Annotated in this window: 11 protein-coding genes; 2 read left to right on the top strand and 9 right to left on the bottom strand. The window is 63.1% G+C overall.

The features are described from left to right. Positions 1-17: 17 nt before the first annotated feature. Entirely contained in the window at positions 18-938 is a 921-nt protein-coding gene (locus T8A63_RS05490; RefSeq protein ID WP_322345220.1) for a DMT family transporter, read from the top strand. A gap of 6 nt (positions 939-944) precedes the next feature. Here the strand turns inward: T8A63_RS05490 and glmM are convergent, their stop codons facing one another. The 9 genes from glmM to T8A63_RS05445 all read right to left on the bottom strand — a co-directional run bounded on the left by glmM (position 945) and on the right by T8A63_RS05445 (position 12,299). Further along, the gene (gene glmM, locus T8A63_RS05485) at positions 945-2,291 is read right to left on the bottom strand and encodes a phosphoglucosamine mutase (RefSeq protein ID WP_067916323.1); all 1,347 of its coding nucleotides are present in this window, start codon (positions 2,289-2,291) and stop codon (positions 945-947) included. After that, entirely contained in the window at positions 2,288-3,301 is a 1,014-nt protein-coding gene (folP, locus tag T8A63_RS05480; protein ID WP_322345219.1) for a dihydropteroate synthase, read from the bottom strand. The genes glmM and folP overlap by 4 nt, the downstream gene beginning before the upstream one ends. Continuing rightward, positions 3,301-4,230: a dihydroneopterin aldolase gene (locus tag T8A63_RS05475; protein WP_322345218.1), complete on the bottom strand. Its 930-nt coding sequence runs from the start codon at positions 4,228-4,230 to the stop codon at positions 3,301-3,303. Before T8A63_RS05475 ends, folP begins: the two co-directional genes overlap by 1 nt. 113 nt (positions 4,231-4,343) lie before the next feature. Further along, positions 4,344-4,988, bottom strand: coding sequence for a cell wall hydrolase (locus tag T8A63_RS05470; protein WP_201722067.1), 645 nt, complete (start codon positions 4,986-4,988; stop codon positions 4,344-4,346). Positions 4,989-5,114: 126 nt separating this feature from the next. Beyond that, positions 5,115-7,652, bottom strand: coding sequence for a putative PEP-binding protein (locus T8A63_RS05465; RefSeq protein WP_322345217.1), 2,538 nt, complete (start codon positions 7,650-7,652; stop codon positions 5,115-5,117). Positions 7,653-7,726: 74 nt separating this feature from the next. Beyond that, on the bottom strand, positions 7,727-9,850 hold the full coding sequence (gene glyS, locus T8A63_RS05460; RefSeq protein WP_322345216.1) for a glycine--tRNA ligase subunit beta: 2,124 nt from the start codon (positions 9,848-9,850) through the stop codon (positions 7,727-7,729). Between the two features lie 92 nt (positions 9,851-9,942). Continuing rightward, positions 9,943-10,758: a DUF1206 domain-containing protein gene (locus T8A63_RS05455; protein ID WP_322345215.1), complete on the bottom strand. Its 816-nt coding sequence runs from the start codon at positions 10,756-10,758 to the stop codon at positions 9,943-9,945. Between the two features lie 81 nt (positions 10,759-10,839). Then, entirely contained in the window at positions 10,840-11,355 is a 516-nt protein-coding gene (locus T8A63_RS05450) for a DUF6446 family protein (RefSeq protein WP_322345214.1), read from the bottom strand. Further along, complete coding sequence (locus T8A63_RS05445; RefSeq protein WP_322345213.1) at positions 11,352-12,299, bottom strand: glycine--tRNA ligase subunit alpha; 948 nt, start codon at positions 12,297-12,299, stop codon at positions 11,352-11,354. Before T8A63_RS05445 ends, T8A63_RS05450 begins: the two co-directional genes overlap by 4 nt. A 155-nt stretch (positions 12,300-12,454) precedes the next feature. On the opposite strand from T8A63_RS05445, the gene T8A63_RS05440 reads away from it, so the two are divergent. Next, on the top strand, positions 12,455-14,341 hold the full coding sequence (locus tag T8A63_RS05440) for a serine protease (RefSeq protein ID WP_322345212.1): 1,887 nt from the start codon (positions 12,455-12,457) through the stop codon (positions 14,339-14,341). Positions 14,342-14,390 lie beyond the last annotated feature (49 nt).

The raw sequence follows: 14,390 nt of genomic DNA, 5'->3' as shown, positions 1-14,390 counted from the left end.
TTTACGCCGGAGCCCCGATGAACACCACGCCTCAGATCACCCGCACCAGCTGGCTGCTGATCGCCATTCTGGGCTTTGTCTGGGGCGGCACCTTTCTGGCCATCGAAATTGCGCTTACGGGCATTACGCCCTTTTGGCTCGCCGCCTCTCGGATCGGGTTTGCGTCAGTGGTGATGCTGGCGCTATGGGCCTGGCGCGGTTTCGCGCTATTCGCCGACCGCCCAACGCGGGGCGTGATCGCGACACTGACCACCATCGGCATTATCAGCTCGGCCCTGCCGTTTTCACTGCTGGCATGGGGGCAGCAATATGTGACCTCTGGCTTTGCCGGGGTGACCATGGCCTCGGTCGCGCTGATCGTCCTGCCCTTGGCGCATTTCCTACTGCCGGGAGAGCGTATGACCCCGCGCAAGGTTGGCGGTTTTGTCATTGGCTTTATCGGCGTGGTGGTATTGATCGGTGGGCAGGCATTTGAAAGCACGGGTGCCGCGATGGAAACTGCGGGGCGGATCGCCTGCGTCGGCGCGGCATCGTGCTATGCCATCAGCTCGATCCTCATGCGCCGCTTGCCGTCGGTAGACCCGATCGGCCTGGCCACGATCCTTATGCTGATCGGTGCAGGCATCATGCTGCCCGCCGCTTTTATCAGCGAAGGCCCGCCGCCCCTGCCCAGCCCCAAGATCGGGGCCGTCTTGGCCTTTCTGGGTCTGATTCCCACCGCAGGCGCGGCCTTTTTGCGGGTCTATGTGGTGCGCACTGCCGGGCCGGTCTTTATGTCCTTGGTCAATTACCAAGTGCCGGTCTGGTCGGTCCTCTTGGGCGCGCTGGTTCTGTCAGAGCCGCTGCCGATGTCGCTGCTCTATGCCATGGTGCTGATCCTTGCGGGGGTCGGGCTCAGCCAATACGGCGCGCTGAAACGGCTGTTCCAGCGCGGATAGGACAGCCTAGCCGCCCACCGCCGCATTCACCGCGTCAACCACGCTGTCCACGGCACGTTCCATCAGTGCCGCGTCTTCATGTTCGGCCATGACACGGACCAGCGGCTCGGTGCCCGATTTGCGGATCAACAACCGCCCGCCTTGCGCCAGATCGGCCTCGGCCTGCGCGATTGCGGCTTTGACCTGCGCCTCTTCCAACGGGGTTTGCCCGGCAGAGAACCGGACGTTTTTCAGCAGTTGCGGCACCGGGTCGAATTGGTACAGCAGCTCCGAGGCAGGTTTGCCCGAGCGGACCATCTCAGCCAGAAACTGCATCCCGGCCATAAGTCCGTCGCCCGTGGTCGCGTGGTCGGTCATCACGATATGACCCGACTGCTCCCCGCCGAGGTTGAACCCCCCTTCGCGCATCCGTTCCACCACATAGCGGTCGCCCACGCTCGTGCGCTCCAACCGCAGACCGCGGTCGTCGAGGAAACGCTCCAGCCCAAGGTTGCTCATCACCGTGGCCACAAGCGCCTTCCCCGCAAGCCGCTCTTCCTCGGCCCAACGGGCGGCCATCAGCGCCATGAACTGGTCGCCGTCCCCGATACGGCCATTCTGATCGATCAAGATCACCCGGTCTGCATCGCCATCAAGGCAGATGCCCACATCGGCGCCATTCGCCACCACGGCCTCTGCCGCGGATTGCGGCTGGGTCGAACCGCAGCCATCGTTGATGTTGAACCCATTGGGGGCCACGCCCACGGGGATCACCGTCGCACCCAATTCCCACAGCGCCATGGGCGCCACGTGGTAGGCCGCGCCATGGGCGCAGTCGATCACCACTTTCAGCCCATCAAGACGCATCTGCCGCGGGAAAGAGGATTTGACCCGTTCGATATAGCGATAGCGGCTGTCGTCGATCCGCTTGGCCCGGCCAATCTGGTCCGGCTCCGAAGGCGCGACCCCTTCCGCGACCAGCGCTTCGATTTCCTGTTCGACCTGATCGGAGAGTTTGAAGCCATCCGGGCCAAAGAATTTGATACCATTGTCGCTGGCCGGGTTGTGACTGGCCGAGATCATGACCCCCAGATCGGCGCGCATCGACCGCGTCAGCAGCCCGACCGCAGGCGTCGGCACCGGCCCCAACAGCAGGACGTTCATTCCCGTGCTGGTGAGGCCCGCCGTCAGCGCGTTTTCGAACATATAGCCCGACAGCCGCGTGTCCTTGCCGATGACCACGCGGTGCACGGTGTCTTTCTCACGCCGGAAATAGCGCCCCACGGCAGCACCGATGCGCAGCGCCATTTCGGCGGTCATGGGGTGAATATTGGCGGTGCCGCGCACGCCATCAGTACCAAAGAGTTTTGTCATAGCTGTTTTCCTGTCAGTGCCGCGCGGTAAAGTGAAATAGATTGGATGGTCTGCGCCACGTCGTGGACGCGCAAGACTTGGACACCGTGGCTCAGCGCCGCCAGCGCGACCGCGATGGACCCCGGTGCGCGATCTTCCCCAGCCGCGCCGCCCCCTATGGTGCCGATGAAGCGTTTGCGCGATGCGCCTAGCAAGATCGGCACGCCGAGGCTGTGGAACAGGCTGAGATTTGCAAGCAGCGTGAGGTTGTGCTCAAGCGTCTTGCCAAAGCCGATGCCCGGATCGGCGATGATGTTGTGCCGCGCGATGCCCTCGGCCTCCAACGCGGTGATCCGCCCCGCCAGATAGTCATAGACGTCGAGCAGGACGTTTTCATACTGCGGGTCACGTTGCATCGTGGCCGGGTCGCCTTGGGCATGCATCACGCAGACCGGCAGGTTCCGCGCCGCGCAAAAGGGCGCGAGCGCCGGGTCAAAGGTCAGCCCGGCCACGTCATTGACCAAATCCGCCCCCGCCGCGACCGCGGCTTCGGCCACGGCGGCCTTGCGGGTGTCGATGCTGATCGCTCCGGGTCCAGCAGCGCGCAGCCCTTCGATTACGGGCCGAACGCGCGCGATCTCTTCGTCCTCGGGCACCGTTTCGGCCCCCGGACGGGTCGATTCGCCGCCAATATCGAGCATGTCGACCCCCGCCGCCCGCATCGCCGCCCCCGCAGCGACCGCGATCTGCGGATCGGCATGACGACCGCCATCTGAGAAACTGTCCGGCGTGGCATTGAGAATCCCCATCACGCGGGGGCGGTCGAAAGTCAGCCCTGCGATGGCCGGGCGTGGCGCGGTCAACGCCGCCCGCGCCGTAGCGGGGAGCGCGTCTGCCGTGATCACATGCGGCGCCTGCCCCCGCGACAACACCTCAACATGGGTAAACCAGCCCCAGCCGCCCGCGAGCGTCAGCGCGCCTTCGGGCCGCGCGGGACCGACCTGAACCAGGGGACGGTGGTAAGAGGTCATCAGGCAATCTCCGCAGTGTCGACATCAAGCACCCGCACCGGAAGTGCCGCGCCCTCGAGCCGGTCTGCGCCGATCAACACCAACTCGCTGGCGGCAGAGCTCTCTGCGAACCACGCAGCCAAGGCCGGTGCCGCGCTTGGCGGGGCGGCGGGGCCGTCCACCGCATCGAGCACGATACGCGCGGGCGCCCAAATGCTGATCTGGCCGTTCTTCATGGCCCAGTCCAACTCTGTCCGGCTGCCCACCACTGCGCAGCGGGGATCGCGCGCCCAGAGCACCCAAGCGTTCTGTTCGATCGCCAAAAGGTCGATGTGGCGTTGCGCCTTCTCATCTCCGGCCCGTGGGGCCGCGATGTCTGCAGGACCAACGCAAAGGATCACGGGCTGGGCGGAGGCTGCCAATTGGTCGAGCCATCCGGTCAAGCGGTCAGAGGCAATGGCGGCATTTGACAGGTAAATCACGCGCGGCTGCGGTGCCTCTTGGGCGGCGTCCAGCGCTTTGGCACCGCCCTCCCGCGCCCGCACGATCTCAACCCCAAGCGCACCGGGGCCACGGTCAAGCTTTTCGATCCGCACGAAAACCCGCATCGCCTGCGGTTCGATCAAGATACGGTCCGCCACCCGTTCGGCCAGCGTTTCCAAGAGGTTGAGCCGCTCGGCGGCAAGCTCGGCGGCGATGGCCTCGGTCACGCGGTCATAGGACAGGATGCGGTCCACATCGTCATCCACCACGCCCGTCAGGGGCGCCACCTCGACCACCACGTTGAAACAGACCCGTTGCGTGACATCCCGCTCGGCCTGAAAGGCGCCGATCTCTACCTCAACGATATGATCGCGCAGGGAAATACGGTCGCGCGGCTCAGGGCCGGCCATCGTCTCTGCCCGCTCAGAAGGGTGGGCAAAGGCAAGTCGAATTTCGTCGTCGGACATCGGCAGCGCCTATCGGATCAGGGTATCGGGCCCCGTCGGGGGCGCTTCGATGCACATTTAGCAGGCCCACCGACGGCAGGCCAGCACCCGAAGGCACATCCGAACCCGAACTCTTAGTTCGAGGCGGTTTTCCACGTGTGGCGGTAAAAGAGATGCTGACCGATCCGCGCGGTCTTGGTATAGACCCGTGCCCAGTTGGGGTTCACGGCGGTCGTGTGGTAGTGGGTCGCGCCATCCGTCAGCTTGGGCGCGGAGCCGTCGATGATCGCACGCGCCACTTTAGAGACCCGGGCAAAGGCACGCGGCTCATTGATGACTTCTTTGTAGCCATCGCAGGTATAGGTGAACTGGCACTGATACTTGCGCCCCGTCCCCTGATTGATCACGCCGCAAAGCGTACCCGGAAAGCGGGCCGATTTCACACGGTTCATGATCACTTCGGCCACGGCAAACTGGCCTTTGACCGTCTCACCGCGGGCCTCGAAATAAAGCGCTTCGGCAAGGCACTGCAACTCGGCGTTGCCTTCGGCTTTGGGCTGGCTGTCGACCCAAGCGGTCGAGAATTTCACATCTGTCTCGCTGGCCGACACGGGCTGCGCGACCATCTCCTGAAGCCGCGCCGCACCGGCGGATTTCAGACCTTGAATTTCAATCTGCGCAAGATCGCTCGCGCTTTCGGAGCTTGCTTGAACAGCCAGCGGGCTGCTGCACAGAGCCATGGAAAGAGCAAAAGAGATCGACCGGATAAAACGCATCATGCGCCTCGCATCATTGTTAGGGCTGCGGGGCGGATAGCCAAAAGGTTCCGGGCGGTAAACCCAACCGCGCATTATGTGCAGAAACTTGCCGAATTATGGTATAAGTTGGGCTGGAGCCCGCTGCCCCTACCCGATCTTGTGGGCAATGGCGAGCTGGGCCGCAGCCAAACGTGCAACCGGTACGCGAAACGGCGAACAGGAAACATAATCAAAGCCCGATTCGCGGCAAAAAGCGATGGATTCGGGGTTCCCGCCATGCTCCCCACAGATGGAAAGGGTGATTCCGGGCTGGGCTCTGCGCCCCCTTTCCGCCCCAAGTTGCAGCAATTCGCCGACCCCATCGGTGTCGAGCACATGGAAGGGATCCTCTGGGTAGACCCCTTGTTGGACGTAATTCGACATGAAGCGCCCCGCGTCGTCGCGCGAGAGGCCATAGGTCATCTGCGTCAGATCGTTGGTCCCGAAACTGAGAAAGGCACAATGCGGCGCGATATCATCAGCACGCAGACAGGCGCGCGGGGTCTCTACCATCACGCCGAGACGGTAGGTGAAGCTCGCATCACGCTCACTGCGCACGGCGGCGGCCACGGCGTCGACGCTGGCTTTGACCAATTCCACCTCGCGCCGGGCGCTGACCAGTGGGATCATGATCTCAGGCACTACCGGCTCGCCATCGCGGCTGGCTTCGATTGTGGCCTCAAAGATCGCGCGGGCCTGCATTTCGTAGATTTCGGGCACCGTCACCCCGAGCCGCACGCCGCGCAGGCCCAGCATCGGGTTATACTCCGTCATCGCCGCCACGCGCCGCGTCACGTCAGACATCTGAAGGCCAAGCGCCTCGGCCAATTCGCGCTGCCCGGCTTTGTCTGAGGGCAAGAATTCATGCAGCGGCGGATCAAACAAGCGGATGCACACTGGCTGCCCCTGCATGATGCGGAACAACTGGGTAAAATCCTCGCGCTGCATGGGCAGCAGGCGTTCCAGCACGGCGCGGCGGTCTTCGCCGCTTTCGGCAAAGATCATTTCGCGCATCACGGTCAGGCGACCGGGCTCAAAGAACATATGCTCAGTCCGGCACAAGCCAATGCCATGAGCGTTGAAATTGCGCGCGGTCTGCGCATCGGCTGGGGTGTCGGCATTGGCGCGAATGCCGATATCGGCTACATCCTCGGCCCAGCCCATCAGCCGGGTGAAGGTATCATCCAGCGCGGCCTCTTGCATCTTGGCCGCTCCGGCCAAGACTTGCCCGGTCGAACCGTCAACGGTGATCTGATCCCCTTCGACAAAGACCCGCCCATCGGGGGCGATGATCTGCCGCTGGGTCACGACAAAGCGCATGTTCGACGCACCGACGACGCAGGGCAACCCCATGCCGCGCCCGATCACCGCCGCGTGGCTGGTGATGCCGCCGCGTTCGGTCAGCACGGCGGCGGCGGCATGCATGCCGCGAATATCTTCGGGCGACGTCTCGCGCCGGACAAGGATGCAAGGCTCCCCCCGCGCGGCGCTGGCCTGCGCGTCGCTGGCCGAAAAGACGATCCGCCCCGTCGCCGCACCCGGACTGGCGGCGATGCCGCGCCCGATCACGTCACGTTTGGCGCTTGGGTCGACCTGACGGTGGAGCAGTTCCGACAGCGTGCGCGGTTGCACCCGCATGAGCGCCTCCTCGCGGCTGATGATCCCCTCATCGGCCAGCGCCACGGCGATCCGTACCGACGCGCGAGAGGAGCGTGCGACCTTCACCCCATCCAGAATATGCAGCTTGCCTTGATCGATCACGAACTCGACCTGCATCTCGGCCCGGAGCCGTTTGCGCATCAGCGCCGCGTGGTCTTTCAACTCGGCAAAGGCATCGGGCACCAGCTCTTCCAACGACGGCCCACGCGGATCGCGGGTGAGATACATCGCCGCCGCATCGCCTTCGAGCGCATCACGGCCTTGGCTTTGGCTGAGGTAACGCCCGGTGATTTGCGGCAGGCCAGTATCGCTATCGACCAGTTGCAACACGCCCGAACCGCACTGCCCCTGCCCCACGCCAAAGGCCATTTCCTGAACCACCAGCCCCAGCCCCGCATCCGCAGGCGCGCCCTTAGCCTGCCGGAGCAGCCGCGCCGAGGTGCCATTCCACGCCCGCGCCATGGAGCGGAGCACAGCGGCAAGCTGGGTCGCTGGGTCTTGGGGGAAACGCTCCTCCGTCTCGGCCTCATAAGCGCGCAAGGACGCCATCAGCGCCGCGCGGCCATCGCCGTTCACATCGTCGAACATATCCGGATCCAGCCGCGCGACATTGACCGCATAGGACTGCACGAACCGCGAATAAAGCGCCGCTGCCGGGCCTTCGCCGATGGTCGTGGCGTAATATTCAAACAGCTTGTCGTTGATGCCAATGTTCAGCACCGCCCCCGGCCCGCCCCAATCAGGGTCTTGGCTAGAGGGGCGCACACAAAGCAGCGCGCCTTTGGGGAATTGATCGACCACAGCTTGGATATCAGGCAACTGCCCGCGCGCGATCTGTTGCACCGCGTCAAAGGACAGCGCAATGGTCCGTGGCACCGGCAACTCAAGCCGCACAAGACGCTGCAAGCATTTCGCCCGCCCGCCGTGGGTGTCATTGGCAATTGGCGCGGTGGGGGTCACCAGCGTGGTATGGGGATCGTTCTGCACTGCGGCACCTTAATCGTTCCGGTGCAGCATAGGGGTTGAGGCAGAAGGGGCAAGGGATCTTGCCCCCTCAGCGGTCAGCCATCCAGTTTGGTCAAGTCCGCCACGGCGCTACAGATCGTGCGAATACGGCTCAGGAGGTTAAGCCGGTTGCGCCGCACGGTGGGGTTGTCGGCATTGACCTGAACCGCTTCGAAAAACGCATCGATCGGCCCGCGCAAGTCGGCCATCGCCGCCATCGCCGTCGAGAAATCCTGCGCCGCCATCGCCGGGGTGATCTTGGCTTCGGCCTTGTCGAGCGCGGCAAAGAGGTCTTTCTCGGCTTCGGTTTCCGCAAACTTCGGATCAGCGCCGAAGGAGTATTCCACGCCGTCGGCCTCTTCGGCTTGGCTGAGGATGTTGTTGGCGCGCTTGAAGCCTTGGATCAGGTTCTCGCCATCGTCGGTTTTGAGCGTTTCCGACAGGGCGCGGGCGCGTTTGACCAAGAGGGTCAGATCGTCGCTGCCGTCCATCGCGATGCAGGCGTCGATGATATCGTGACGGATGCCTTGGTCGCGCAGGTAGACTTTGAGGCGGTCGTGGATGAAGGAGAGGAGGTTGTCGATCTGATCGTCCTGCCAACCTTCCTGCAACTTTAGGATATCCATAGCACGCGCGACGTTTACCGCATGGGCATTGAAACCCTCATTAAGAGTGAGCCGTGTCTGAACAGAAAGGTCATTCTCAACCAAAATCCGAATAACCCCCAAAGCCGCGCGGCGCAGCGCAAAAGGATCCTTACTCCCGGTTGGCTTCTCATCAATCGCCCAGAAGCCGGTCAGCTTGTCGATCTTCTCAGCCAAAGCCACGGCAATCGAAACAGGCTCAGTCGGCACATCATCGGACGGCCCCAGCGGCGCGTAGTGATCTTTCGCCGCATCGGCCACGGCATCCGACATCCCGGCCTTGCGCGCGTAGTAGCTGCCCATCAGGCCTTGCAACTCGGGGAACTCATAGACCATCTCGGAGCTGAGGTCGGCCTTGGCCACCCGCGCGGCCTGCTCGGCCTCATCGGCGTCGGCGCCGACCAGCGGGGCAAGCTCACGCGAGAGGGTCGCCATGCGGTCGATCAACTCGGCCTGGGTGCCGAGCTTGTTATGGAAGGTCACGTTTTCCAGCGCCTTGACCCAAGTCTCCATCCCCGCGCCCGAGGTCACGGTGCGCAGGTCGTTGTCCCAGAAGAATTTCGCATCCGACAGCCGTGCGCCGAGCACTTTTTCGTTGCCCGCAAGGATCGTGGCACCCTCATCGGCGGTGGTGCGGTTGGCAACGGTGACGAAACGCTCGATCTGACCCGACTTCGGATTGCGGACGGAAAAGAACTTTTGGTGTTCTTTCATCGAGGTTTGCAGCACTTCAGGCGGCAGGCCGAGGAAATCCGCGCCGATGCGGCCCATCAGCACGACGGGGTATTCAACCAGCCCGGCAACTTCGGCCAGAAGCCCTGGGTCTTCAACCACCTCCAACCCGGCGGCGAAGGCCATGTTGGTGGCGTCATGCCAAATCGTGTCCGCCCGCGCGGCAGGGCCGAGCACGACGAAGGCGCGCGCGAGTTTGTCTTGATAATCCTCGAACCCCGAGACTTCGATCTCAGCCGGTGCAAGGAAACGGTGCCCGCGCGTGGTATTGCCAGCGGCGATGCCGTCGATGGTCAGCGGCACCACCTCGGCCCCCGCCTCATCGCTGATGACGCAAAGGATCGAATGCAGCGGGCGGACCCATTTGAGGCTCCCCGTGCCCCACCGCATCGACTTGGGCCACGGGAAATTGCGGATGGTCTGTTCCAGCACCTCGGCCACGATCTCAGCCGCAGGGCGGCCTGGCTTTTCGATCTTAGCAAAGAAAACTTTGCCTTTGGGCGTGTCGCGTTCTTCCAATTGATCACGGGTCAACTCAGCACCGCGCAAAAACCCTTCGATGGCTTTCTCAGGCGCGTCGGCTTTCGGGCCTTTACGTTCTTCGACCTGCCGCGGGCTGGCGGCAAGCATATCGTCAAGCGCCAGCGTCAGACGGCGCGGGGTGGTGAAAACGGCGGCGGAGCCATAGGTCAGACCGGCTTCGACCAGACCGTTGGTCACCAGCTTTTGCAGGTCTTCGCCCGCGCGTTTCTGCATCCGCGCAGGGATTTCTTCGGAGAAAAGTTCAATCAGCAGATCTGGCACGGGCGGCCCCCAATTCTTGCCGCGATGGCGGCGTCTCATCGGGGGCTTGGATAACGAGTGCTAGGCGGAGGGTCTAGCCCCCCGCCCTGCGTTTAATCCAACAAGGTGCGGATATCGGGGTCGGAGAATTTCGGCACCACCCGGTAGCCCGCTTCGACGAAGTTATAGACCGCAAAGCCAATCAGCCCCAGCCCGGCTCCGCCCAATAGGAAACGCCCAAAGGCCATGCCGCGCAGGCTTTGCAGCGCCTCGCCCAGACCGCCGGCCTGTGAGGGGTTCGCGGTCAGCGCCGCATAGCCCAGTGAAAAGGCAACCAACCCCAAGATACCGCCATAGATAAGCAGGCCAACCTTCACGATGGGGTCGATGCTTTCGGTGAACTGGGTGCGCGCCAGATGGCCCTTATATTTCCCACTCCAACCTTTGTATGCATAGTAGATGCCTGCGCCCAACAAGATCAGCGCGCCTGCGGCCACGATATAGCGCCCGGCGGGCATCGCCATCAGCTTTTGCGTCCAGTCCTGCGCGGAACTGCCGCCGGAATTTTTTCCGCTCATCGCCAAGGCCAGAACGGAAACGCCGATACCGCCGTGGATCAGCCCAGTAGTGACTTGCCCCAACCGCGCGATCAGCCCCTTGGCGTCGGTCCCGTGATCTTCGACATCCTTCACGCCCGCAGCCACGCGCCAGACCAGATAGGCAAGTAGCCCGATGCCGATCGCGATGAGTGCCGGAATACCGTATGGCTCATCCCGCAGCGCCGCGAGGGCGTCTTTCGTGCCCGAGGCTTGGGTGCTTTTGACGGCGGCCAATAGGGCCAGCCCCCCGATGATCGTGTAGATCACCCCGCGCGCGCCGTAGCCCGCGCGCATCACCCATTTCAGCCCCTCATGTGTTTTTTCCGACATTTTCGCCCCCGTTCTATGTGGGGACAAGCGTTCGGCAGCGCCAAAAGGTTCCGCGCAAACAGGCCGCGCTTGCGTTTAAGATCAGTCGGCGGGACGCTCGGGGCAAGCCTCTCCTACCACGGTGCCGTCATAGGACTTCTCGCCGCAGTCGTTCAGCTCATGCCAGATGTAGCCACGCCCGTCATCGGTCAGCGCCACGATCCGGTCGACGCCGTAGTGCACGTTCTTGCCGCCAAGGAAGGTCAGCGCGGTGCCGGCCTCAATCTCGGCCCCGATGGCGGGGGCGTCGAAACAATCGAACCAGCCCGGCGCGTTGCGCGGATCGGTGGGGTCGGTCATCTCATAGGTCTCGGTCGCCATGGCGAGGCTCATGTCATGCTCAAAGCAGGCACGGAACCGGATCGGAGAACTGTCGGCATCGATGGCCCGCAGGTTGGTCGTGGCAATCTCTTCCGGCTCTTGCGAAGTAAGCGACACCAGTTCGACCTTAGCCTCAGGCACATCGTCGTAAAATCCATAGATCTGCAGATAATAGAGTGCAGCCCCGGCGATCAGTGCGGATACAAGGATCACAATACCGACGACCTTGCCGCTCATGCCACGCTATCCGCCTCAGGCGTCCAGCCGCCCGCGCGGGTCTGCACGAAGGCATCGGCACATTGTTTGGCCAAGGCCCGCACGCGCCCGATATAGGCCTGACGCTCGGTCACCGAGATCACGCCGCGCGCGTCGAGCAGGTTGAAGATGTGGCTCGCCTTGATGCATTGGTCATAGGCCGGATGCGCCATGACGATGCGTTTCCCGGTTTTGGGATCTTCGGCGGGCTGTTCGAGGATGAACTGACAATGCGCCTCAGCCTCGTTGAACTGATCCAGCAGCACCTCTGTATTGGCGGTGTCAAAGTTCCAGCGCGCGAATTCTTCTTCGGTCTGTTTGAACACATCGCCATAGGTCAGCGGGATCGGCGCATCGGGGCTGTTGAAGGGCATGTCCATCACGTGATCAACGCCCAGTACATACATCGCCAAACGCTCCAACCCATAGGTCAGCTCACCCGAGACGGGGTGGCAGTCATGGCCGCCAACCTGTTGGAAGTAGGTGAACTGGGACACTTCCATTCCGTCGCACCAGACTTCCCAGCCCAGACCCCACGCGCCCAGCGTCGGGCTTTCCCAGTCGTCTTCGACAAAGCGAATGTCATGCAGCGCCATGTCGATGCCAATGGCTTCGAGCGAACCAAGGTACAGTTCTTGCAGATTGGGCGGGCTGGGTTTGATCAGCACTTGGTATTGGTAATAATGCTGCAAGCGGTTGGGGTTCTCACCATAGCGCCCGTCAGTGGGGCGGCGCGAGGGCTGAACATAGGCCGCGGCCCATGGCTGCGTGCCGAGACTACGCAGCGTGGTGGCCGGGTGAAAGGTGCCCGCGCCCACTTCCATGTCATAGGGTTGCAAGATTGCGCAGCCCTGCCGCGCCCAATAGCTCTGCAATGCAAGGATGATCTCTTGAAAAGAGCGTGGTTTCTGCGCCGCGTCAGACATTGTGATTGCCCCTTAATGATGCGCGCCTTTCCTACGTCTGCAATCCATGGGGGTCAATCGCAGCTTTGTGAGAAATTCGCCCCCTTTGCCATGGCATTTGCGCCGCTTTCCGGCGTAATCTGGCTCGGATTTGGTTTTGCGAGAGTTGAGTAACGATGAAGCGAATTCTACGTGCCCCGGTGGCGATCTTCTTGGCCCTGAGCCTGTCTTGGGCCAGCCTTGCGCGGGCGCAATCGGCGGAGGATATCGTTTGGGTTCAGATTGAGGCGCAGCCCTCGTTAGCCGAAGCCACCGACCGTGCGCGCGCCTATGAGACCCTGTTGGATGACGTGAATGGCTTTTCCCTTGGCGGCGGTTGGTACGGCATCGCTGTGGGCCCCTACCGGCGCGAAGATGCGGAACTGGTGCTGCGCAGCTATGTGCGCGATGGTCTGGTGCCGCGTGACAGCTTCATCCAGCAGTCCAGCCGTTTCCAGCAGCAGTTCTGGCCTGTGGGCGACAACGTTCTCGAAACCGGCGTGATCGACGCCCCCGCAGGCGTAGATGGCGTTGAGCCAGAGGAAGCCGCAGCGGGCAGCACCACCCCTGACGTCACCACAACCCCGCTCGACGCGACAACGACCGAAGGCGAGATTGAAGGCGAGACTGAGGGCGAGATTGAAGTCGCTGATGCAGAAACAGAGGCCGAAACCGCTCCGGCCCCCACCCCGCCAGAGCCGGATGAAACCCCGGCAGAGGCGCGCCGTTCGGAACGCGCCCTCTCGGCGCAAGAGCGCAAAGACCTGCAAATCGCCCTGCAATGGGCCGGTTTTTACGACGCCGCGATTGATGGTGCCTTTGGCCGGGGCACCCGCGCCTCTATGGGGGCGTGGCAGGCGGCGAACGGATATGACCAGACTGGCGTGCTGACCACCCGACAGCGTGCCGCGCTGATTGCGCAGTATAATGCCGTGCTCGATGGGCTGGGCCTGCAAATGGTGCGCGATGAGAAAGCCGGGATCGAGGTTATGATGCCCACGGCTGAGGTCGAATTCGCCCGCTACGAGCCGCCCTTCGCCCATTACGACACCAGCGGCAACATCGGCGCAAGGGTGCTGTTGATCAGCCAGCCGGGCAACCAAGATACGCTCTACGGTCTCTATGACATCATGCAAACGCTTGAGATCGTCCCCTTGGATGGCCCGCGCGAACGCAAGCGCAACTCCTTTGAGTTGATCGGCGAGAACGGCAGCATCATCAGCCAGACGCAGGTCTCGCTGGAAAACGGTCAAATCAAAGGGTTCACCCTGATCTGGCCCGCCGGGGACGAAGACCGCCGCCGCCGCGTGGTGGCTGAGATGTCCAAAAGCCTGACCCGCCTGCCCGGCGTGTTGGACGCCGCCGCAGGCAACAGCGACGCGCAGGCGATTGATCTGGTCGCGGGTCTGCAAATCCGCCAGCCCAAGATCGCCCGCAGCGGCTTTTTCATCGACGGCAATGGCGCGGTTGTCACCACAAGCGAGGTTGTCGCCTCCTGCTCCCGGGTAACGCTGGACGCGGATACCGATGCCACTGTGATCGCCACCGATGACGCACGCGGGCTTGCGCTGCTCAAACCCGAAAGCCGTCTCGCCCCGCTGGCCGTGGCCGAATTCAGCAACGCGGCCCCGCGCCTGCAATCGGAAATCTCTGTCGCGGGCTACTCCTACGAAGGGGTGCTGAGCGCCGCGACCCTGACCTTTGGCGCGCTGTCGGACCTCAAGGGGCTGAACGGGGATGAAAACCTCAAACGCCTATCGGTCAACGCCCAGCCCGGTGATGCCGGGGGGCCGGTCTTTGACGAGAATGGCCATGTGGTGGGCATGTTGCTTCCCCAGACCGAGGCGGACCGCAAACTGCCCGAAGACGTGAGCTTTGCCCTTGATGGAAGTGTGATCCTTAAGGCGGCGCAAGACGCAGGCTTGGGCAGCAAACAGGCGCAAGGGGCCACGGGCCCGATCGCGCCGCGCGATCTGACGCTGCGCGCGCAGGGGATGACCGTCTTGGTAAGCTGCTGGGAGTAACGCGGGGGGCTCAGCCCCAAGCGACAAAGACAAAGGGCGGTGCCATCGG

Origin of the sequence: Sulfitobacter sp. OXR-159 (assembly GCF_034377145.1) — a bacterium.
In the GTDB taxonomy this organism is placed as follows: domain Bacteria; phylum Pseudomonadota; class Alphaproteobacteria; order Rhodobacterales; family Rhodobacteraceae; genus Sulfitobacter.
This window is presented reverse-complemented; position numbering and strand designations above follow the sequence as displayed.